Below are 20,826 nucleotides of genomic sequence, written 5' to 3'. Positions count from 1 at the left end.
TAGGTATATTCAAGTTGTCTATTTCCGCAGGCGGGCCACGGGAATGTTCAGTTGCTGGCGGTATTTGGCCACGGTGCGGCGGGCTATCGGGTAGCCCTTGGCGGCCAGCATCTCGGTCAGCTCGTCGTCGGTATAGGGGTTCTTCTTGTCCTCGCTGTCGACACATTCCTTCAGGGCCTTCTTGATTTCGCGTACCGACATCTCTTCGCCGTTTTCCTTCGTATAGCCGTCGCTGAAGAAGAACTTCAGCGGGTAGATGCCGTAGTTGGTCTGCACGTACTTGCTGTTGCTCACGCGCGACACGGTCGAGATGTCGAGCTTGGCCCGCTCGGCCACGTCTTTCAGAATCATGGGGCGGAGCAGCGACTCGTCGCCCTCTTCGAAGAAGGGGCGTTGGAGGTCGATAATGGCCTGCATGGTGGTCAACAGGGTGTTCTGCCGTTGCTTTATGGCATCAATGAAGCCCTGTGCGGCATCCATCTTCTGCTTCAGGAAGAGCATGGCTTCCTTGGATTCCTTTGACTGGTTGGCCTTGTTCTTGGTGTGTTCCTCCACCATCTCCGTGAAGTCGCGGCTGATGCGCAGCTCGGGTACGTTGGGGTTGTTGAGCGAGAGGTGGATGGTGCCGTCGTCCTCGGTGTCGACGATGAAGTCGGGCACAATCTGCTGCATGCTGCGTCCCACGGCTTCGCCCAGCGAGGCACCTGGACGCGGGTTGAGCTTGCACAGCTCCTTGATGGCCAGGTTGAGCTTGTCCTCGTCGATGCCGAGCTTCTGCTGTATCTTGTCCCAATGCTTGCGGGTGAACTCTTCGTAGCATTCGTTGACGATGTCCGTCTCCAGCTTGAGCAGGCTGTCGTCGGCTTTGGGCGGCAGCTGCTCCTTCTTGTGGCGCAGCTGGATGAGGAGGCATTCGCGCAGGTCGCGGGCACCCAGTCCGGCGGGCTCGAAGTCCTGTATCACCCGCAGGGCTTCTTCCAGCTGTTGGGGAGTAGCCTCGATGCCCGAGTAGATGGCCAGTTCGTCACTGATGCTGTCCAGTGGCTTGCGCAGGAAGCCGTCGTCGTCGAGCGAGCCGATGAGGTATTCGGTCAGCTCGCGCTGGTGGGGGCTGAGGTTGCGTTCGCCCAGCTGCTCCTTCAGGGTCTCGTAGAAGGAGGTGGAGTCGGAGAAAGGGATTTCCTCCGCCCGTTCCTCGGGGCTGCGGTTGTTTTCCTGCAGCTTGTAGTCGGGGATATCGTCCTCGCTGAGGTAGTCGCTCAGCGAGTCATAGTCGGTGTTTCCGCCATCCTCTTCGCTGATGTTCGATTCCTCGGCCGTACGGACATCCTCATCCTCTGCATGGTTGTCCTCATGTCCTTCTTCGAGGGCTGGGTTCTCCAGCAGTTCGGCGCGGACGCGGTCTTCCAGCTCCACGGCGGGGAGCTCCAGCAGTTTTACTGCCAGAATCTGTTGGGGCGACAGCGTCTGTATCTGCTGTTGCGCCTGGGTTTGTATCTGTCGGGAGCTTTGTGCCATATCCTTTTCTTGAATGTCAGCGCAAAAATACGGAAAGGTGCGCGCATAGGCAAATGAAAAACGATGTTTTTCGTTTGTTGCTTCGCTCGCCTTTCACAATCTTTTCATAAGATAGGATGCGGCTCGGCATAGTCAAATTGAAAAACTTTGTTTTTCATTTGCCTCTGCTCTCGCCTTTCACTATCTTTGCAATCAATCAACCTTTAAAGCAAGATACGTCATGTTTGCGAAAGAAACTTATGTACAGCGCAGAGCCCAGCTGAAGAAAACTGTGGGCTCGGGTGTCCTGTTGTTCCTGGGGAACGACGAACAGGGACTGAACTACGAGGACAATACATTCCGCTATCGTCAGGATTCTACCTTCCTTTATTATTTCGGTCTTTCGTTTGCCGGCCTTTCGGCCATCATCGACATCGATGAGGATAAGGAAATCATTTTCGGCGACGAACTTTCCATAGATTACATCGTCTGGATGGGTACGCAGCCCACGCTTCGTGAGAAGGCGGCAGCCGTGGGCATTGCCGATACGCGTCCTGCGGCCGACATCGTCAGCTACCTGCACGGGGCCGTACAGCGCGGGCAGAACATCCATTACCTGCCGCCTTACCGTGCCGAGCACAAACTGAAGCTGATGGACTGGCTGGGCCTGCCGCCTGCACACCAGGAAGGTTCCATCCCCTTCATCCGTGCCGTGGTGGCGCAGCGCAACTACAAGACGGCGGAGGAAATCGAAGAAATCGAGAAGGCCTGCAACGTGACGGCCGACATGCACATCGCTGCCATGAAGTTCATCCGTCCCGGCATGTACGAGTACGAAGTGGTGGCCGAGATGAACCACGTGGCTGAGAGCCAGAACTGCGAGCTGTCTTTCTCCACCATCGCCACCATCAACGGGCAGACGTTGCACAACCACTATCACGGTAACAAAATCAAGTCGGGCGACCTCTTCCTCATCGATGCAGGTGCCGAACTGCCTTCGGGCTACTGCGGCGACATGTCGTCCACCATTCCTGTCGACAAGACCTTCACGCCCCGCCAGCGTGCTGTCTACGAGATTCAGAACGCCATGCACCTGGAGAGTGTCAAGGCTCTGCGCCCGGGCATTCCTTATATGGAAGTCTACGACCTGTCGGCCCGTGTCATGGTCGAGGGGCTGAAAGAACTGGGCCTGATGAAGGGCAACGCAGAAGATGCTGTCCGCGAAGGCGCCCACGCCCTGTTCTATCCGCATGGCCTGGGTCACATGATGGGGCTCGACGTACACGACATGGAGAGCCTCGGCGAGCAGTGGGTGGGCTACAACGGCCAGCCCAAGAGTACCCAGTTCGGTCGCAAGAGTCAGCGTCTGGCCATCCCCTTGGAGCCGGGCTTTGTGCATACTGTAGAGCCGGGTATCTACTTCATCCCCGAACTCATCGACCTGTGGCGCGGACAGAAGAAGTTCACGGACTTCATCAACTACGACAAGGTGGAGGAATACCGTCATTTCGGAGGTATTCGTAACGAAGAGGACTACCTTATTACCGCCGACGGTGCCCGTCGTTTGGGCAAGAAGATTCCCCTGACGCCCGACGAGGTGGAAGCCCTGCGTTGATATGTTCCGATAATCTTAAATATTAATTATGACTGCTGCATGAAGACAAACATCTACAGAAACCTGTGCATGGCTGCCCTGCTGGGTGCTTCGATGGCTGCCTACGGCCAGGCTGACGCTGCACGGACGAACCCTTTCCTCACCGAGTACACTACTCCCTACGGCGTGCCGCCCTTTGAGCAGATTACGGTGGCCGACTACCGCGAGGCCTTCCTCAAGGGGATGGAGGAACAGAAGCGGGAAATCGACGCCATCGTGCGCCAGCGTTCCGTGCCCGACTTCGACAATACCATCGCCGCTCTCGACCGTAGCGGCGCGCTGCTCACGCGCGTGTCCCTCGTTTTCGGTGGACAGAACAGTTGCAACACTTCGCCCGAGCTGCAGGCCTTGAGCAAGGAGCTGTCGCCCCTGCTTTCGGCTCACCGCGACGATATCTCGCTCAACGCCGGACTCTTTGCCCGCGTCAAGCAGGTGTACGACAACCGCGAACGCCTGGGGCTGGACAAGGAGCAGACGAAACTGCTCGAAGAAACCTACAAGGACTTTGTGCGCAGCGGAGCCAACCTCAGTGAGGCCGACCAACAGAAATTGCGCGAACTGAACAGCCGTATCGCCCTGCTTCAGCTCACCTTCGGGCAGAACATGCTGCAGGAAACGAATGCCTACAAGCTGGTCATCGACAACGAAGCCGATCTCTCCGGTCTGCCCGCCACGCTGGTGGCATCGGCCGCCGAGACAGCCCGCCAGCAGGGACTGGAGGGCAAGTGGGTGTTTACTCTGCAGAACCCCAGCGTGATGCCTTTCCTGCAATATGCCGACAACCGTGCCCTGCGCGAACAGATCTTCAAGGCGTACACCAACCGCGGCAACAACGGCAATGACGCCGACAACAAGGCCGTGGTGCGCGAACTGCTGGAGGCCCGCCTGGAGAAGGCCCGCCTGATGGGGTACGAAGACTATGCCTCGCTGGCACTGGAGACACGCATGGCCAAGACACCCGACAAGGTGTATGCCCTGCTCGACCAGATTTGGGAACCGGCGCTGGAGAAGGCCAAGGAAGAGCTGAAGGACATCCAGGCCGAAATCAAGAAGGACGGCAAGAAGTTCAAGGCCGAAGGCTGGGACTGGCGCTACTACTTCGAGAAAGCCAAGAAGGCCAAGTTTGACATCGACGAGAACGAGGTGCGCCCCTATCTGGAGCTGAACCACGTGCGCGAGGGAGCTTTCTATGTGGCTACCCGCCTGTATGGCATCCGTTTCCGCCCGCTCACCTATATGCCGCTACCCCATCCCGAGGCGCAGGTCTTCGAGTGCATCGACAAGGACGGCAAGACGCTGGGAATCATTTATTTCGACTTCTTCCCCCGTGCCAGCAAGCGCGGTGGAGCCTGGTGCGGCAGCTATCGTCCGCAGAGCTACGACCGGCATGGCAGCCGCATCATCCCTGTGGTGACCATTGTGTGCAACTTCACCAAGCCCACCGAAGGCCAGCCCGCCCTGCTCAGTGCCGACGAGGCTACGACCCTCTTCCATGAGTTCGGCCACGGGCTGCACAGCCTCTTCCGCGACGTACACTATGCCGGGGTCAGCGGCGTGCCCCGCGATTTCGTGGAGCTTCCTTCGCAGATCAACGAGCACTGGGCCTTCGAACCCGAAGTGCTGAAATACTATGCCCGTCACTATCAGACAGGTGAGATGATGCCCACCGAACTGGTCAAGAAGCTGGCCAAGAGCGGTAAGTACGGACAGGGCTTCGCCACGGTGGAATACCTGGCCGCCTCGTATCTCGACATGGACTTCCACACCTTGAAATCCATCCCCGATGATATGGACGTGATGGCCTTCGAAGCCAAGACACTGGGCAAGCGCAAGCTGCTGAAGCAGATTCCTTCGCGCTACCGCACCACCTACTTCAACCACACGATGGGCGGCGGCTATACGGCAGGTTACTACAGCTACATCTGGGCCGAGGTACTGGATTGTGATGCTTACGGTGCCTTTACCGAAAGCGGCAACATCTTCAACCCCGAACTGGCCGACTGCTTCCGCCGCTATATTCTGACGCCCGGCGGCATCGACGACGCCATGGACATGTACAAGAACTACCGAGGCCAGGAACCCGACGTGAAGTGGCTGCTGATCAACCGCGGTCTGTATCAGGCAAAGAAGTGAAAAGGTGAACGGAAAACAGTCTTTTATCCGAAACAAACCAATGGAACAACAGACGCAACAGATACAGAAACATGCGCGGGTCGATGTGGCCGACGTGCTGCGCGGATTGGCGGTGATGGGCATCATCCTGCTGCATTCGATCGAGCACTTCAACTTCTACTCCTTCCCCGACGAAGCCGGGCGAAGTGCCTGGCTGGCCTTCACGGACCGTGCCGTGTGGGACGGCCTCTTCTTCCTGCTGGGCGGCAAGGCATATGCCGTGTTTGCCCTGCTCTTCGGCTTCAGCTACTTCATCCAGTACGACAACCAGCGGCTGCGCGGGCGCGACTTCCGCCTGCGTTTCTGCTGGAGGCTGGTGCTGCTGTTCCTCATCGGCAACCTGAACGCTTCGTTCTTCACGGCCGAGGTACTGGTGCTTTATTCACTGGTGGGCTTCATTCTGCCGCTGGTGTGCCGCCTGCGCGACAAGTGGATTTTCGTTCTGGCCTGTGTGCTGCTCATCCAGCCGTTGCCGCTCTACTACGTTGTCCGTGCGGCCCTGGACCCGGCGTTCGTGACGCCTGCCTTGCCTACGGGCAGCCTGTGGGCCGCTACGTTCGAGGCGCAAAGTCATGGTACTTTCCTCGACACCCTGCGTGTCAACCTGTGGGAGGGGCAGTTGGTCAGTCTGGCTTGGGCATGGGACAACGGACGTGTGTTCCAGACGGCGGCCCTCTTCCTTTTCGGCTACCTGGTAGGCCGTCGGGGCTTGTTCCTGAAGGACAACTTGAAGTTCTGGAACAAGGTGCTGTGTGGTTCGCTGGTGGCTTTCTTCCCGCTTTACGGCCTGGGCAACATGCTGCCGGACTTTGTGGAGAATCCTTCGGTGCGCACGCCGCTGCTGCTTGTGGTATCCTCGCTCTATAAGTTTGCCTTCATGCTGCTGCTTGTATCCGCTGTGCTCAACGGCTACTACCGCACCCGCCTGCGTGAACGTCTGAACATCCTTATTCCCTATGGCCGCATGAGTCTGACCAATTACATCACGCAGAGCATCATCGGCTCCATGTTGTTCTACAACTGGGGGTTCGGCCTGCACGACAACCTGGGTATCACGGCCAGTGTGCTGGTCGGTGCCCTGATCTTCGTGGTACAGCTGGCCTTCTGCCGTTGGTGGATGCGCCGTCACAGCCACGGTCCGATGGAGTATCTGTGGAAGCGGGCCACGTGGTTGAAGTAGTGGCCCGCGTTATCTATGCGCTTATGCGTGCAGCTCCAGCACGAAGCGTGCGCCTTTCGTATAGCTTTCGTCCAGCGTCAGGTTGCCGTTCATGCGGATGGCAATGAGGGCACAGATGGGCAATCCCAGTCCGTCGCCTTGCGTCAGGTCCTTGATTTCACTGAAAGGCTTGAAGAGGTTCCCGCGTTGTTCCTCGGGGATGCCGCAGCCGGTATCCGTTACGATGAACTGGTGCGTGTGCGCGCCGCGTTTCTTGAAGTCGAGGGTGATTTTTCCACCTTCCGGCGTGTGGACAACGGCATTCTCCAGCAGATGCAGCAAGATCCGTTCCAGTTGCTCGGGACAGATTTTGATGCCCAGTTTCGGGGCATTGACCGTCAGCGTAAGGTCTTTCTTGTGGGTTTGCTGTATCTTGTCCATCACTCCTTCGCAGAAAGTGTTGACATTCTTTTCCTCAGTTTCATAGGGCTCGGACAGCGACTGCTCCAGGTCGGACAGTTCCTGAATGTGCTGGGCGAAGGTGCGCAGGGCTTGTACACCCGGCTGGCGGTCGTCCAGTGTGGCCAGTGTCGGCTCCATCTGTGCCGAGATGTTCTGGATGAACTGTGTCTTCAGTGCGTTATGCTCGTTGGCGATGTTGATCGCCTTCTTCTGCTTGCGTGTCAGCAGGATGAAGCGGAGCAGGATGACGACGGCGACTACCAGGGCAGCCGCTAAGATAACAGACAGGATGCAGAGACCGACAATGAGGCATTGCTTGGCAGAGATTGAGCTGTCTTTTTCGTCGATGGTCTGCAGGCTTGTGTCGTATTGCTGCTTCAGGGAGTCGTACTTGCTTTGCGCTTCGGCAGCCTGTATGCGGCTGCTCTCGCTGATGAGCTGGCGGACGGTGGCGTCTCCCTTGTCGTTTTGGCGTAGTGTGTAGAAGTAGGCGGCTTTGGTGTAGAGCAGGTCGGTACCCAGGGAGTCGCTGGCAGCTTTCTTGGCCGATTCTTCCAGCAGATCCAGTTGTGTTTTGGCGTTGCCGGTCTTGCCGATGTTCAGATACATGCGCATCCGTTCCTTAATGATGGGGTAGCGCAGGGCAGGCAGTTGTTTGCCGGCTTTCTTTTCACCGTCGGTCACGGTCTGGTCGGCACGTCCGAGCAGTTCGAAGGCCTCCTTGTAGTAGTTCTCGCGGTAGTAAAGGGCACAGGCTTTGACGTTGCAGGCAACGGCCTGTTCGTATTTGCCTTCGGAGGCAAAGGCGTTGTAGGCTTGCAGGAAGAGGTAGCGTGCCTTGATGTACGACTGGCTGTCCAGGCTTTCCTGGGCCTGTTTCATCAGGTCGGCCGCACGGTCTTGTGCATGGCTGTGGCCGCATAGACAAAAGACAGCCACAAGTCCAATCAGAAAATACTTTTTCATATTGATGTTGCTTTGTTTGGTGCAAAGGTAAGCAAAATCGTCTATTCTGTATAAAAATGTCGGGAAAAGATGAACTTCCCTTCTTCTTAATCTTTTAATATTTGAAGCTGCTTCCTCCCAGGAATTCCCTCAACAGCGAGGTGGGCGGAATTTCCTTGTCCTGTACAGGGGTGAAGTACTTGATGAACTTCAGGAGGCGGTAGGCTTCGGAATATTCGGGACAGTTGCGCGGCACGCTGTTCAGTATCGGTTCGACATGGCAGCGCAGTACGGCCAGTTCGAACAGCAGGGCTGAATTGAACATGACGTCGGCGTTCTCCTGGTAGGGGAAAATCCATTTCTCTTCGCCTGCCCGTACGCTGGGCCAGCGGGAGATGGTCTCCTGGGCCGAATAGCCGCGGTAGTTGAAGTCGCGGATGATGCGGCGTATCAGTCGGTTGTCTGTGGTAGGTATCCAGTTGTGGTCGTCCAGCGAAATGGTAGTGAGGGCCGAGACGTAAATCTTGTATTTGTTTTCGGCCGGAATCTGGGGTGTCAGTTCGGGGTTCAGGGCATGGATGCCTTCCAGGATGAGGATGGTATGCTCATCGATGCGCAGCTTGTCGCCCTTGAACTCTTTCCTGCCGGTGGTGAAGTTGAAACGGGGCAATTCCACCTCCTCGCCGTGCAGCAGGGCCTGGAGCTGTTCGTTGAACAGCTTGAGGTCGAGGGCGTAGAGCGATTCGTAGTCGTAGTTGCCCTTCTCGTCGCGTGGGGTCTGTTCGCGGTCCACGAAGTAGTTGTCCAGCGAGATGGGATAGGGGTGCAGCCCGTTGGTCATCAGTTGTACGCTGAGGCGTTTGCTGAAGGTGGTTTTGCCCGAGGACGACGGTCCCGAGATGAGCACCAGCTGTGCGCGGGTGCCGTTCTGTGTCCGCTGGAAGATGTCGTCGGCAATCTGTGCAATCTTCTTTTCCTGCAGGGCTTCGGCCACGTTGATGAGGTCGGTGGCATGTCCGTCCAGGCAGGCCTGGTTGAAGTCGCCCACGTTGCTCAGGCCCATGATGTGGTTCCAGCGCAGGTGCTCTTTGAAGACGTCGAGCATCTTTTCCTGCTTGACCACGTCTTCCAGCACGTTGGGGTTCTCCTTGTTGGGGATGCGCAGCAGCAGGCCGTCGTAGTATTTCACGATGTCGAACAGCTTGATGAAGCCGGTGCTGGGTAGCAGGTTGCCATAGTAGTAATCCACCGTGTCGCCCAGCGTATAATAATAGGTATAGAGCGAGCCCGATGTCTCCAGCAGCTTCACCTTGTCGTCCATGCCCCGTTCGCTGAACACGCGGACGGCTTCGGTCGTATGGCACTCGGTGCGGTGGAAGGGAATGTTCTCGTCGATGATTTCCTGCATGCGCTTCTTAATGGCCTGCACGTCTTCCAGTTCGATGGGGCGGCCGATGCGCAGGTTGCAGAAGTAACCCTTGGACACGGGGTGCTCCACGTAGAGCTTGCCTTGTGGAAACAGCTCGCTGACAGCCTTGTAGAGAATGAAGCAGAGCGAACGGACATAGGTGCGCATGCCCGACGGGTCGCGTACGTCAAGAAACTCGACATCCTTGTTGTTGTATACCAGAAAGCTGAGGCCTTCGGAACGGTTGTTGACCTTGGCGCTGACCACCTGATAAGGGAAATTGAGGTTAAGACCGGAATAAATATCCAAAAGTGAGCTTCCGATAGGGAAATCTTTATAAATATTATTATTTTTGCAACAGATTTGTAACATGTGTTTCATGAGCTTTCTTTTTTGGGTTTAGACGGCATTAAAGATAGTCGGAATAACAGATGGAGCAAAGAAACCCCTTAAATAATTAAAGATGGAGTATTCTTTTTATGATTTTTTAAAGCTACTCGGCTCCTTGGCTCTTTTCCTTTATGGAATGAAGGTGATGAGTGAAGGCCTTCAGAAGTTTGCCGGCGACCGGCTCAGGAAAATTCTGACAGCGATGACCACCAATCGGGTGACGGGCGTATTGACCGGTGTACTGATCACCGCCCTGGTGCAGTCCTCTTCCGCAACGACCGTCATGGTGGTGAGTTTCGTGAACGCGGGGCTGCTGACCCTCTCCCAATCCATCGGCGTCATCATGGGTGCCAATATCGGTACGACGGTCACGGCGTGGATTATCTCCGCTTTGGGCTTCAAGGTCGACATTGCCGCCTTTGCCCTTCCGCTGCTGGCCTTCGGCATTCCTCTCCTCTTCTCCCAGAAAAGTAACCGCAAGTCTCTCGGCGAGTTTATTTTCGGTTTCTCCTTCCTGTTCATGGGACTCTCCTACTTGAAAAACAACGCTCCCGACCTGAGCCAGAACCCCGACATGCTGGCCTTCGTACAGAACTATACGGACATGGGCTTCCTGTCCATCCTGCTTTTTGTCTTTATCGGTACCATCCTCACCATGATTGTGCAGGCTTCGGCCGCCACGATGGCCATCACGCTGATCATGTGTGCCAACGGCTGGATCAGCTTTGAGCTGGGTGCCGCTCTGGTGCTGGGCGAGAACATCGGTACCACGATTACGGCCAACCTGGCGGCACTGACGGGAAACACGCAGGCCCGACGGGCGGCGTTGGCCCACCTGGCCTTCAATGTCTTCGGTGTCATCTGGGTGCTCTGTCTGTTTGTGCCCTTCACGGAGGCTGTGTCCTGGTTTGTCGAGAACGTGATGGGCTCTACCGATCCGGCTGTGGCCGTTTCGTTCAAGCTTTCCGCCTTCCACACGGCTTTCAATATCTGCAACGTCTTGATTTTGATTTGGTTCGTACCCTTCATCGAGCGCACCGTCTGTGCCATCATCCCGCTCAAGGAGCAGGACGAGGAATATCGTCTGCGCTACATCTCGGGCGGTATGCTCTCTACGGCCGAGCTTTCCATCCTGCAGGCCAGTAAGGAAATCCATCTCTTTGCCGAGCGTACGCACCGCATGTTCGGCATGGTGCGCGACCTGCTCCACACGGAGAAGGACGATGACTTCAACCGCGTGTTCAGCCGGGTGGAGAAGTACGAGAATATCAGCGACAGCATGGAGCTGGAGATTGCCAACTACCTGAACAAGGTGTCCGAAGGCCGTCTGAGCTCGGAAAGTAAGCTGCAGATACGCGGCATGCTTCGCGAGGTGACCGAGATAGAGAGTATCGGTGACAGCTGTTACAACCTGGCGCGTACGATGAGCCGCAAGCGGCAGGCCAACGAGGACTTTACCGAGAAACAGTACGACCACATCCATTGCATGATGAAGCTGACGGACGAGGCGCTCTCGCAGATGATTTCGGTCGTGGAACGCATGGATCATCATCCGGAAGACGTGAACAAGTCCTATAACCTGGAGAACGAAATCAACAACTACCGCAACCAGCTGAAGAATCAGAACATCATCGATGTGAACAACAAGGAATACAGCTATCAGATGGGCGTCTACTACATGGACATCATCGCCGAATGCGAAAAGCTGGGCGACTACGTGGTGAATGTGGTGGAGGCCAGCTGCGACATCAAAGAAAAGAAGGCTTCGTAATCACGAAGCCTTCCCCTTGTCTCTTTGGATCAGTGAGTCACCTCAAAGTCCTCTTTGCCTACGCCACAGAGGGGGCATACCCAGTCGTCGGGCAGGTCTTCGAAGGCAGTGCCGGGCTGGATGCCGTTTTCGGGGTCGCCCAACTCGGGGTCGTAGATGTATTCACATACGGTGCAGATGTATTTGTCCATACTTTTTTCGTTTTTAAGGGTGGATGATTGTTTTCTGTTTCTCTCTGTAAAATAAACACGGATGAGGCCCGAATTGTTCATGCGGACCTGCCCCTTCTCTTTCCTAAAAAGATTTAATACTGCTTAACTGTCTGAATTATTGTTGTATTTTTGTGCTCAGTTAATTAAAACATGAACAATCTGCATGAGCGCAATGAAAGAAAATGCCAATCATGTCGGGCTGACCGACGAAGAGGTGCGCCGAAGTCGTGCCGAACATGGGGTGAACCTGTTGACTCCGCCCAAACGTCCCTCCCTTTTCAAACTCTATTTGGAGAAATTCCAGGACCCCGTGGTCAAGGTACTGCTGGTGGCCGCCCTGTTTTCACTGATTATTTCGATTGTCGAGAACGAATACGCCGAAACCATCGGCATCATCGCCGCCATCCTGCTGGCTACGGGTATCGGCTTCTTCTTTGAATACGATGCCAACAAGAAGTTCGACCTGCTGAATGCCGTCAATGAAGAGACGCTGGTCAAGGTAATCCGCAACGGGCATGTACAGGAAGTGCCCCGCAAGGATGTGGTGGTGGGCGATGTCGTTATTCTGGAGACGGGCGAGGAGATGCCGGCCGACGGCACGTTGCTCGAGGCTGTTTCGTTGCAGGTAAACGAGTCCAATCTGACCGGCGAACCGGTGGTTTCCAAAACGACCGTTGAGGCCGATTTCGACGAAGAGGCCACGTATGCCTCCAACCGTGTGTTGCGCGGCACGACCGTGGTCGACGGCCACGGCATGATGCGTGTCGAGGCTGTGGGCGATGCGACCGAGATTGGTAAGGTGGCCCGTCAGAGTACGGAGCAGACCACCGAGCCTACACCTCTTAATATACAGCTCACCAAGCTGGCCAACCTGATCGGAAAGATCGGCTTTACCGCTGCCGGACTGGCTTTCGTCATCTTCTTTGTGAAAGATGTCATCCTCTTCTACGACTTTTCTTCCTTCCATACCTTTGCCGACTGGCTGCCCGCCCTGCAGGCCACGCTGAAGTACTTCATGATGGCCGTCACGCTGATTGTGGTGGCTGTGCCCGAGGGACTGCCCATGAGCGTCACCCTGAGCCTGGCGCTGAACATGCGCCGCATGCTCTCCACCAACAACCTGGTGCGCAAGATGCATGCCTGCGAGACGATGGGTGCCATTACCGTCATCTGCACCGACAAGACTGGTACGCTGACACAGAACCAGATGCAGGTGTACGAGCCCAGCTTCTACGGACTGAAGAACCGGGGCGAGCTGGCCGACGACGAGCTGAGCCGCGTGGTGAAGGAAGGCATCAGTGCCAACTCTACCGCCTTCCTCGAAGAAGCCGCGCCCGACGGCAAGGTGAAGGGGGTGGGCAATCCCACCGAAGTGGCCCTGCTCCTGTGGCTCAACAAGCAGGGACAGGACTACCTGAAGCTGCGTGAGGCGGCGCAGGTGGTAGACCAGCTGACCTTCTCGACCGAACGCAAGTACATGGCTACGCTGGTGCAGTCTCCGTTGCTGAACAGGAAAGTGCTCTACGTGAAGGGTGCTCCCGAGATTGTGCTGGGCAAGTGCAAGGACGTGGTGCTGGACGGCAAGCGCACCGATGCCGCCGCCTACCGTTCCACGGTCGACGCCCAGCTGCTGGACTATCAGAACATGGCCATGCGTACCCTGGGCTTTGCCTATAAGGTGGTGGCCGACGACGATACGCGCGACTGCGCTTCGCTGGTGGCCGACGGCGACCTGTCGTTTGTGGGCGTGGTAGCCATCAGCGACCCCATCCGTCCCGATGTGCCTGCCGCCGTGCAGAAATGCCAGTCGGCCGGCATTGCCGTGAAGATCGTGACGGGCGACACGCCGGGTACCGCTACCGAGATTGCCCGCCAGATAGGCCTGTGGAAGCCCGAAGACACCGAACGCAACCGCATCACCGGTGCCGACTTTGCCGCCCTGACCGACGAGGAGGCTCTCGACCGGGTACTGGACCTGAAGATCATGTCGCGCGCCCGTCCCACGGACAAGCAGCGCCTCGTGCAGCTGCTCCAGCAGAAAGGGGCCGTCGTGGCCGTGACGGGCGACGGTACGAACGACGCACCTGCCCTGAACCACGCCCAGGTGGGCCTCTCCATGGGTACGGGTACGTCCGTGGCCAAGGAGGCCAGCGACATCACCCTGCTGGACGACTCGTTCAACAGCATCGGCACCGCCGTCATGTGGGGCCGTTCGCTCTACAAGAACATCCAGCGTTTCATCGTCTTCCAGCTCACCATCAACTTCGTGGCCCTGTTCATCGTGCTGCTGGGCTCGCTGGTAGGCACCGACCTGCCCCTCACCGTGACGCAGATGCTGTGGGTGAACCTCATCATGGACACCTTTGCCGCCCTGGCACTGGCCTCCATCCCGCCCAGCGAGAGCGTGATGAAGGAGAAGCCCCGCAAGCCGACCGACTTCATCATCACCCGGTCCATGCAGCGGATGATATTCGGCGTGGGCCTGGCCTTTGCCTGCGTACTGATGGGCATGCTGCTCTATTTCGAAGGGAACGGCATGACGGTGCGCGAGCTGACCATCTTCTTCACCTTCTTCGTGATGCTCCAGTTCTGGAACCTCTTCAACGCCCGTGTGTTCGGTACGACCGATTCGGCCTTCAAGGGCCTCTCCAAGTCCTACGGCATGGAGTTCATCGTGCTGGCCATCCTGGTGGGACAGTTCCTCATCGTGCAGTTTGGCGGGGCCGTGTTCCGCACCGAGCCGCTCGACGGACCGATGTGGCTGCTGATCGTGGCTTCCTCGTCGCTGGTGCTCTGGGTAGGCGAGCTGGTGCGTTGGGTGCAGCGTTTGCGGAAGAAATAAAGAACAACAAATGTAAGAATGATGGATTTACAAGGAATAGATACATTGATTGTAGACTTTGGCGGTGTGCTCATCGACCTCGACCGTCAGCGATGCCTCGACCGCTTCAACGCGCTGGGCATTCCCAACGTGCAGGCCATGCTCGACGTGTGCCACCAGCAGGGCTTCTTCCTGCTCCATGAGAAGGGACTGATTACCGATGCGGAGTTCCGCGACGAGATCCGGAAGATGGCGGGTGTCTCCGTGACCGACGCCCAGATAGACGATGCCTGGAACAGTTTCCTGGTGGGCATTCCTGAGTATAAGCTCGACCTGCTGCTGGAGCTTCGCCGCCGCTACAAGGTCTATCTGCTGAGCAACACCAACGATATCCACTGGCAGTGGTCGCTCCGCCATGCCTTCTCCTGTAACGGCCATCGGGTGGACGACTTCTTCGACCGCATCTTCCTTTCCTACCGGATGAAGCTGGCCAAGCCCGATGTGGCCATCTTCAGGCAGGTGTTGGCCGAGACGGGGGCCGATCCGTCCCTCTCGCTCTTCATCGACGATGCCGAAGCCAACTGCCGGGCCGCCGAAACGCTGGGCATACGCACCTATACCCCCAAGGCCCACGAAGACTGGAGCCACCTGTTCAAAAACTGAGAAAGAACGTGCAACAGATTTCCGATATACCCGCAGACCGGATTCGCCCCAGTGTGGCGACCATCGGTTTCTTCGACGGCGTGCACCGCGGCCACCGTTACCTGCTCAGTCAGGTACAGGCTGCGGCGGCGCAGCGTGGGCTGGCCTCGACGGTCATCACCTTTCCCGTTCCTCCGCGCAGCGTGATGCAGCCCGACTTCCGGGCCGAGCTGCTGACTACCTGCTCCGAGAAGCTGGCGTTGCTCGACGGGCTGGGGCTGGACTGTTGCCTGCTGCTCGACTTCACCCCTGCGCTGGCCGCCCTGTCCGCCCGTCAGTTCATGGAACTGTTGGCGGGGCGCTATAACATCCGGGTACTCTTCATTGGCTATGACCACCGCTTCGGCCACGACCGTCGCGAGGGATTCGGCGACTACGTGCGCTATGGCCGCGAACTGGGTATCGAAGTCCTCCCCGGTGAAGCCTGCCTGCCCTCGTCGCTGGGCGTTTCGGATGGAAGCAGCGAAGACCTCCGTGTCGGCTCGTCCAGCATCCGCCATCTGCTTCACGAGGGTGAGGTAGCCCGTGCGGCTGATTACCTGGGTTACCCTTACTTCCTGAACGGCACGGTGGTGAGCGGTTTTCAAGTAGGTCACAAACTGGGTTATCCGACGGCCAACCTCGAAGTGGACGACCCCTGCAAGCTCATTCCTGCCCGCGGCGTCTATGCCGTCGAGGTACTTGTGGACGGGCATTCTTACGGCGGCATGCTGAACATCGGCTGCCGTCCTACGCTGGACAACGGCACCAACCGCACCATCGAGGTGCATATCTTCGACTTCGATGCCGACATCTACCACCATCCCCTGCGCCTCACCTTCGTGCAGCGCATCCGTCCCGAACGCAAGTTCGACTCGCTCGACTCACTGGCCGCACAGCTTCACCGCGATGCCGCCGAGGCCCGTGCTTTGCTTTCCCTTTCCCGCTGACGTTTCAGAGCGTGTGTTGTGGCGCTGTCACACGGTGCTTCGTGAGGGTCTGACACAGTGCTTCGTCAGGTCGTCATGCAGTGCTTCCTGAGGGTGTCACGCAGTGCTTCGTCTCACCCTCATGCAGTGCTTCGTCGGAGTGGCAGAAATTGGATTTATCGTTTTTCGATAATTTTTTATCGTTTTATTTGGTAGTATCAGAAAAACATTCTTTCTTTGCATATCGAAAAACGATAAATGCTTATTGAAAAACAGAAATTGTATCATCTAAAAAAGGTTTGAGTTATGAAAGCAGTTAGCATGTGTATCACGGTCTTGGTTATGTTGTTCACCATTTTGGTAGCGTTTGTTAGCGGGCTGATAGCCGGCATTTAATAATGGATGGAGGAGAAATACGCCATGAAGACCGTTGTCAAATTAATCCTGATTTATTATCTGTTGCAGATATTGGGCTCGCTGGTGGCCGCGCCCTGCGTGATGATTTATGAGTTTGCCACGACGGGCACGCTCGATATGGCTGCGGCACAGGCTCAGGTGATGGCTCCGGCCATGCTGCTGGGCTTTGTGTTCATTGCCGTCTTCGTGTGGAAGGCGGGCTATCTGACGGACCTCGGCCGGATGTTCTCGCCCGTCTCTGCGGGCTGGACGGCAGGCGCCCTGCTGGCGGGCGTTTCGCTCATCGTGTGGGCCGACTTCCTGGTGGCACAGCTCACGTTCTTGCCCGACTGGATGGAGCAGACGTTCCAGACGCTTCAGACCGGTTGGTTGGGCGTGCTCTGCATGGCGGTGCTGGGACCGGTGGTCGAAGAAGTGTTCTTCCGCGGCGTACTGACCCGCGAATTATTGAAACGATATAAGCCCACGACGGCCATACTGGTTTCGGGCCTGGTGTTCGGCATCATCCACATCAATCCGGCACAGGTGGTGGGAGCCTGCATCTCGGGGTTCTTCTTCGCCTGGCTGTACGCCCGTACACGCAGCATTCTGCCGGGTATTCTCATTCATATCCTGAACAACGGCTTGTCGGTCTATCTGATGCGTGCGTATCCCGAAGTGGAGACGGCGGGCGAGCTGCTGGGCAGTACGGGTTATGCGGTGCTGCTGGCTGTGTCGGCAGTGGTACTGATACTTTCGATGGCCTGGCTGTTGCGCAGGCAGAATCATTTTAAACCGGAGGAATTATGAAAAGAAGATTGAACATACTCTGTGCCATCGTCCTGCTGGTGATGGGCTGGTCGGTAGGCGTGTCGGTCTATTACATGGGGCTGGGCATGACAAAGGGTGTCCAGATGGGGATGGACGCTGCGCGCGAGAAGCTGGAAGGCGGAAACAGCGTCCAGTTGGAGCGGGTGAGCAACCTGCAGACGGTCTCCGTGCTTCCCAAGTTTCTGGATGAATGGGAGGGAGACCTGTTCACCGACTCGGTACGCAACGAGAAGACGGGCTGCTACGTCCCGATGGCTTATACCAACCTGATGGTCAGCGTACCGGTTGAGACGCCTGTCTGGCAGAAGGTGGCATCCACGCTGATGGGTCTCCTGGTGCTGGTGGCGAATGTCTGGGCACTGGTACTGTTCATCCGTCTGGTGGTGTCGGTCAACCGTTCGGACATCTTCAACTGGCGCAACGTCCGTCGCCTGCGCCGTCTGGGCGTGCTGCTGATTGTGGGCTTTGTCTGCGTGCTGCTGCCCGAATATCTGTCGCTTTGCAGCCTGCGCGAGGCCTTCGCGCTGAAGTCTTATGACCTGATACTCTCCGACTCGGTCAAAGTCACGAACCTGTTGCTGGGACTGATAGCCCTCATCGTGGCGGAAGTCTTTGCCATCGGGCTGAAGATGAAGGAAGAGCAGGATTTAACAATTTAAGGAAGGAGGAGATAGGAATATGAAAGGTATATTCGGAATAAAGAAGAATTCGAAAGGAGAACTGGAGTTTGTGATGTACTGTCTGATGGTAGTGTGCATCAGCTGTCTGCTTTTCGTCTTTTTCCGCAATTTGAACTTATGCTATGATTTGGGGAAGGACGATACCGACAACCTGATTGTAAAGCTGCTGCCCGAGAATGTGACGTTGTTGGCGATGGCCATATGCAGCGTACTCATTTATCTGATGCTGCGCAACGTGCAGAAAGGGTTGGTCTTCACCAAACGGAATTCAAATCTGATTATGACCATCGGGGTAGTGCTGGAATGCAACGGCATCTTGCAGATGATATTCAATGCCTTTTTGTCCGATACGCAGGCTGGGAATACCATTCCGATGATTTATCTGTTGTTAGGCGTATTCTTCCTTTTCATCGCCTGCCTGTTCAAGGTCGGCATACGGATGAAGGAAGAACAGGACTTGACCATTTAAAGTAGGAGGCACGCATGAGCAGTATTTTTCATACAGACCGCAAATGGGTGGCAGGTATCTGCTACATCGGTTTTCTTCTGTTGACGTTGATGGTTGCGTCGTTCGTGTTTTTTCTGGTGATGAACCTGTGGGTAGATAAAGACGCCAGGTTTATCCGTATTTTCGGAGCGGTGGTCTGGATTTATGGTTGGTCGTATTTGTATCACCGCTGGGCGAGGCGCCACACCACGTGGTTGGCATAATAAAAAAGGAGAACTACAGTTATGAAGAGATTAAAGAGTTGGTATCAGCGTTACAAGGGCATGGGCACCCTGTTTTGGGTAGTATGTATTGTATTGTTTGCAATCGTTTTATTACTATCGGATATAATTGACCTGATACAGGCAGAGGGTGATGGACGGCTGCAGGGTTGGGCATATGTCTGCAACCTGCTGGCTTTGGTGGTGCTTTGCGTGAACATCCTGAGACTGGATTGCCGCAATCTGTTGAGCCATAAGACTGCCAATTCGTTGGATTTCAGTGGCTATTTCATCATTCTGATGATGCTGATACGCAACTTTATTGTTCGCAAGAGTGATGCTTTGAGCGACAGTTGGAACTATTCGTTGGACTGGATGACCATCCTGCTGTTCGGTTTCCTGTTGCAGTTTGTCGGCAAGATTGTCCGCCGTGCGGTGAAGCTGAAGGAAGAACAGGACCTGACCATTTAATTTCTCTTGCCTATGCCGATTGTAGTGAATTTGGATATTATGATGGCCCGCCGGAAAATCACGCTGGGCGAGCTGGCGGAGAAGATTGACATCACTCCCGCCAACCTTTCCATCCTGAAAACAGGCAAGGCGAAGGCCATCCGCTTCTCCACGCTCGAAGCCATCTGCAAGGTGCTCGACTGCCAGCCGGGAGATTTGTTGGAGTACAGGGAGGAGGAATAGGCAGCCTCGAAATAGAAAAGTGTTAGCATTTTGTCATTCGTAGTGAAGAATCTCGAAATCAGTTGTTTGTGTATTGAGATCCTTCACTACGTTCCCTTAGATTTGCGCAATAAAAGGAAATACGGTTGGAATGATTACTTTTGTTGTGTGAAAGAAACAGACCAGCCAACTGCAAGGTAAACCATGCTCGTTCCAGATAAAATCTATATTCTGTTTTGGACCTTGCAGTTAACAGTCAAAAAGCCACATAGAAAACTTTGCCTTTTTACCCTAAAGGTAATGGTAGTTAAGGGAGATGGCTCACGGCTGTTGTAGCTGACCTGTTTAAAAATTAAAGAATATGGCAAAGTTAATCATTGGAATTGATTTCAGCAAGGAAAAAATGAATTACTGCTGCATGGAAAGTGAAAGTATGTCTATCCTTCAGGAAGGCGAGGTAGAAAACAGCCGCAAGGGATGTGCCCAGATGACAGGCCGCCTACGTAGTCTGTACAAGGGGCTGAAAGCGGCCGATTTCCTGTTCTGCGGTGAAAATACCGGGATGTACAGCATGGAGGTCGTTGAATGCTTCACCCAAAGGAAATATTTGTTTTGGCTGGAGAATCCGCTTCAGATCAAGTTGAGCAGCGGCATACAGCGCAGCAAGACGGACAGACTTGATGCGCGCATGATTGCCGAATACGCCTGCCGGCACCGTGACAAGGCAAAGGGATGCACCCTTCCCGACAAAGGTCTGAAAAAATTGCGGGAACTCCATCTGACAAGAAGAATGCTGAAGGAATGTGAGGTCAAATTACGCAATTTCTCCGGCAGTACGTCAAAGGCCTCCTCCGAAGCATCCAAAGCCCTTCGGAAAGTGATGAAAGCCATTATGGAGTCCGTCAAGTCCTTGGAGAAAGAGATACGTGAAACTCTAATGGAAGAAGACGAGTTCAAGGAAAATACGGAACTGGCGCTCAGCGTCCCCGGCATATCGTGGGTAACAGCATCAGCCATCATTCTGGATACGAGAAACTTTACGAGATTCGATAGCGCCCGCCAGTATGCCAACCATACGGGATGTGTTCCCCATGAACATTCATCCGGCACAAGTATCAACAAGAAGCCCAGAGTGAGCAAGGCATCGAACCGTTATGTCAATTCCCTGCTCACACAAGGTGCACTCTCGTTGTTAACACATAATCCCCGGACAAAGGAGTATGCACAGAGAAAAAAAGCGGAAGGAAAACCCTTCGGATTCATAGTCAATAACATACGCAATAAAACAATACATCGACTGTTCGCTGTCATACGCAACAAAACACCTTTCTGTTGGGACTATGTGAAGGGAAGTCCTACAAGTTGTGTTAACTTATTGCAAAAAGATGTTGTTACATTTGCGTAAATCATAGAAAACAGGATGATATTGTGTTTTGTA

18 protein-coding genes are annotated in these 20,826 nt (G+C 55.4%); 14 read left to right on the top strand and 4 right to left on the bottom strand.

Annotation, left to right across the window (positions count from 1 at the left end; translation table 11 throughout):
- Positions 1 to 18: 18 nt before the first annotated feature.
- On the bottom strand, positions 19 to 1,518 hold the full coding sequence (gene rpoN, locus BQ7483_RS14165; RefSeq protein ID WP_072546332.1) for an RNA polymerase factor sigma-54: 1,500 nt from the start codon (positions 1,516 to 1,518) through the stop codon (positions 19 to 21).
- Between the two features lie 220 nt (positions 1,519 to 1,738).
- Here rpoN and BQ7483_RS14160 point away from each other — a divergent pair, with 220 nt between their 5' ends.
- The 3 genes from BQ7483_RS14160 (at position 1,739) to BQ7483_RS14150 (ending at position 6,503) form a co-directional block, all read left to right on the top strand.
- Complete coding sequence (locus tag BQ7483_RS14160; RefSeq protein ID WP_022020258.1) at positions 1,739 to 3,112, top strand: aminopeptidase P family protein; 1,374 nt, start codon at positions 1,739 to 1,741, stop codon at positions 3,110 to 3,112.
- Positions 3,113 to 3,181: 69 nt separating this feature from the next.
- Complete coding sequence (locus BQ7483_RS14155) at positions 3,182 to 5,284, top strand: M3 family metallopeptidase (RefSeq protein ID WP_235847396.1); 2,103 nt, start codon at positions 3,182 to 3,184, stop codon at positions 5,282 to 5,284.
- Positions 5,285 to 5,324: 40 nt separating this feature from the next.
- Complete coding sequence (locus BQ7483_RS14150) at positions 5,325 to 6,503, top strand: DUF418 domain-containing protein (protein WP_022020260.1); 1,179 nt, start codon at positions 5,325 to 5,327, stop codon at positions 6,501 to 6,503.
- A 21-nt stretch (positions 6,504 to 6,524) separates the two neighbouring features.
- On the opposite strand, the gene BQ7483_RS14145 is transcribed toward BQ7483_RS14150, so the two are convergent.
- Together BQ7483_RS14145 and BQ7483_RS14140 are read right to left on the bottom strand one after the other, a co-directional pair.
- Positions 6,525 to 7,910, bottom strand: a complete 1,386-nt coding sequence (locus BQ7483_RS14145; RefSeq protein WP_072546330.1) for a sensor histidine kinase — start codon at positions 7,908 to 7,910, stop codon at positions 6,525 to 6,527.
- Between the two features lie 94 nt (positions 7,911 to 8,004).
- Complete coding sequence (locus tag BQ7483_RS14140; protein ID WP_022020262.1) at positions 8,005 to 9,678, bottom strand: nucleoside kinase; 1,674 nt, start codon at positions 9,676 to 9,678, stop codon at positions 8,005 to 8,007.
- Between the two features lie 82 nt (positions 9,679 to 9,760).
- Here BQ7483_RS14140 and BQ7483_RS14135 point away from each other — a divergent pair, with 82 nt between their 5' ends.
- Complete coding sequence (locus tag BQ7483_RS14135) at positions 9,761 to 11,458, top strand: Na/Pi cotransporter family protein (protein ID WP_022020263.1); 1,698 nt, start codon at positions 9,761 to 9,763, stop codon at positions 11,456 to 11,458.
- Positions 11,459 to 11,487: 29 nt separating this feature from the next.
- Here the strand turns inward: BQ7483_RS14135 and rd are convergent, their stop codons facing one another.
- Positions 11,488 to 11,649 carry a rubredoxin gene (rd, locus tag BQ7483_RS14130; protein WP_022020264.1) on the bottom strand — a complete coding sequence of 54 codons (162 nt, stop codon included), beginning with the start codon at positions 11,647 to 11,649 and terminating at the stop codon, positions 11,488 to 11,490.
- 184 nt (positions 11,650 to 11,833) lie between these two features.
- Between rd and BQ7483_RS14125 the strand changes: the two genes are divergently transcribed.
- From BQ7483_RS14125 to BQ7483_RS14080, 10 genes are all read left to right on the top strand, one after another.
- Positions 11,834 to 14,512, top strand: a complete 2,679-nt coding sequence (locus BQ7483_RS14125) for a calcium-translocating P-type ATPase, PMCA-type (protein WP_072546329.1) — start codon at positions 11,834 to 11,836, stop codon at positions 14,510 to 14,512.
- A gap of 21 nt (positions 14,513 to 14,533) precedes the next feature.
- Complete coding sequence (locus tag BQ7483_RS14120) at positions 14,534 to 15,154, top strand: HAD family hydrolase (RefSeq protein WP_072546748.1); 621 nt, start codon at positions 14,534 to 14,536, stop codon at positions 15,152 to 15,154.
- An 8-nt stretch (positions 15,155 to 15,162) separates the two neighbouring features.
- Positions 15,163 to 16,122, top strand: coding sequence for a riboflavin biosynthesis protein RibF (gene ribF, locus BQ7483_RS14115; RefSeq protein WP_072546328.1), 960 nt, complete (start codon positions 15,163 to 15,165; stop codon positions 16,120 to 16,122).
- Positions 16,123 to 16,503: 381 nt separating this feature from the next.
- Entirely contained in the window at positions 16,504 to 17,307 is an 804-nt protein-coding gene (locus BQ7483_RS14110) for a CPBP family intramembrane glutamic endopeptidase (protein WP_235847372.1), read from the top strand.
- Positions 17,304 to 17,987, top strand: a complete 684-nt coding sequence (locus tag BQ7483_RS14105; RefSeq protein ID WP_072546327.1) for a DUF2975 domain-containing protein — start codon at positions 17,304 to 17,306, stop codon at positions 17,985 to 17,987. Before BQ7483_RS14110 ends, BQ7483_RS14105 begins: the two co-directional genes overlap by 4 nt.
- A 19-nt stretch (positions 17,988 to 18,006) precedes the next feature.
- The gene (locus BQ7483_RS14100; RefSeq protein WP_072546326.1) at positions 18,007 to 18,477 is read left to right on the top strand and encodes a DUF2975 domain-containing protein; all 471 of its coding nucleotides are present in this window, start codon (positions 18,007 to 18,009) and stop codon (positions 18,475 to 18,477) included.
- Between the two features lie 14 nt (positions 18,478 to 18,491).
- Positions 18,492 to 18,719 carry a hypothetical protein gene (locus tag BQ7483_RS14095; RefSeq protein ID WP_021848834.1) on the top strand — a complete coding sequence of 76 codons (228 nt, stop codon included), beginning with the start codon at positions 18,492 to 18,494 and terminating at the stop codon, positions 18,717 to 18,719.
- A 21-nt stretch (positions 18,720 to 18,740) separates the two neighbouring features.
- Entirely contained in the window at positions 18,741 to 19,187 is a 447-nt protein-coding gene (locus BQ7483_RS14090) for a hypothetical protein (protein ID WP_139247668.1), read from the top strand.
- 12 nt (positions 19,188 to 19,199) lie between these two features.
- Positions 19,200 to 19,409 carry a helix-turn-helix domain-containing protein gene (locus tag BQ7483_RS14085; RefSeq protein ID WP_021848832.1) on the top strand — a complete coding sequence of 70 codons (210 nt, stop codon included), beginning with the start codon at positions 19,200 to 19,202 and terminating at the stop codon, positions 19,407 to 19,409.
- A 340-nt stretch (positions 19,410 to 19,749) separates the two neighbouring features.
- Positions 19,750 to 20,793, top strand: coding sequence for an IS110 family RNA-guided transposase (locus tag BQ7483_RS14080; RefSeq protein ID WP_072544395.1), 1,044 nt, complete (start codon positions 19,750 to 19,752; stop codon positions 20,791 to 20,793).
- Positions 20,794 to 20,826: the final 33 nt, after the last annotated feature.

The sequence above is a fragment of the Mediterranea massiliensis genome (assembly GCF_900128475.1).
GTDB classification, from domain to species: domain Bacteria; phylum Bacteroidota; class Bacteroidia; order Bacteroidales; family Bacteroidaceae; genus Bacteroides; species Bacteroides massiliensis_E.
The sequence above is the reverse complement of the archived record's forward strand: the minus strand, read 5'-3'. Positions and strand labels throughout refer to the sequence as shown.

What these genes read in the sequence shown, in the direction of transcription:
- BQ7483_RS14105 (WP_072546327.1), top strand. Translation starts at nt 17,304, where the DNA reads ATGAAAAGAAGATTGAACATACTCTGTGCCATCGTCCTGCTGGTGATG.
- BQ7483_RS14090 (WP_139247668.1), top strand. Translation starts at nt 18,741, where the DNA reads ATGAAGAGATTAAAGAGTTGGTATCAGCGTTACAAGGGCATGGGCACC.
- BQ7483_RS14125 (WP_072546329.1), top strand. Translation starts at nt 11,834, where the DNA reads ATGAGCGCAATGAAAGAAAATGCCAATCATGTCGGGCTGACCGACGAA.
- BQ7483_RS14145 (WP_072546330.1), bottom strand. Translation starts at nt 7,910, where the DNA reads ATGAAAAAGTATTTTCTGATTGGACTTGTGGCTGTCTTTTGTCTATGC.
- BQ7483_RS14100 (WP_072546326.1), top strand. Translation starts at nt 18,007, where the DNA reads ATGAAAGGTATATTCGGAATAAAGAAGAATTCGAAAGGAGAACTGGAG.
- BQ7483_RS14155 (WP_235847396.1), top strand. Translation starts at nt 3,182, where the DNA reads ATGGCTGCCCTGCTGGGTGCTTCGATGGCTGCCTACGGCCAGGCTGAC.
- BQ7483_RS14120 (WP_072546748.1), top strand. Translation starts at nt 14,534, where the DNA reads ATGGATTTACAAGGAATAGATACATTGATTGTAGACTTTGGCGGTGTG.
- BQ7483_RS14140 (WP_022020262.1), bottom strand. Translation starts at nt 9,678, where the DNA reads ATGAAACACATGTTACAAATCTGTTGCAAAAATAATAATATTTATAAA.
- BQ7483_RS14150 (WP_022020260.1), top strand. Translation starts at nt 5,325, where the DNA reads ATGGAACAACAGACGCAACAGATACAGAAACATGCGCGGGTCGATGTG.
- rpoN (WP_072546332.1), bottom strand. Translation starts at nt 1,518, where the DNA reads ATGGCACAAAGCTCCCGACAGATACAAACCCAGGCGCAACAGCAGATA.
- BQ7483_RS14080 (WP_072544395.1), top strand. Translation starts at nt 19,750, where the DNA reads ATGGCAAAGTTAATCATTGGAATTGATTTCAGCAAGGAAAAAATGAAT.
- rd (WP_022020264.1), bottom strand. Translation starts at nt 11,649, where the DNA reads ATGGACAAATACATCTGCACCGTATGTGAATACATCTACGACCCCGAG.
- BQ7483_RS14135 (WP_022020263.1), top strand. Translation starts at nt 9,761, where the DNA reads ATGGAGTATTCTTTTTATGATTTTTTAAAGCTACTCGGCTCCTTGGCT.
- BQ7483_RS14160 (WP_022020258.1), top strand. Translation starts at nt 1,739, where the DNA reads ATGTTTGCGAAAGAAACTTATGTACAGCGCAGAGCCCAGCTGAAGAAA.
- BQ7483_RS14110 (WP_235847372.1), top strand. Translation starts at nt 16,504, where the DNA reads ATGGAGGAGAAATACGCCATGAAGACCGTTGTCAAATTAATCCTGATT.
- BQ7483_RS14085 (WP_021848832.1), top strand. Translation starts at nt 19,200, where the DNA reads ATGCCGATTGTAGTGAATTTGGATATTATGATGGCCCGCCGGAAAATC.
- BQ7483_RS14095 (WP_021848834.1), top strand. Translation starts at nt 18,492, where the DNA reads ATGAGCAGTATTTTTCATACAGACCGCAAATGGGTGGCAGGTATCTGC.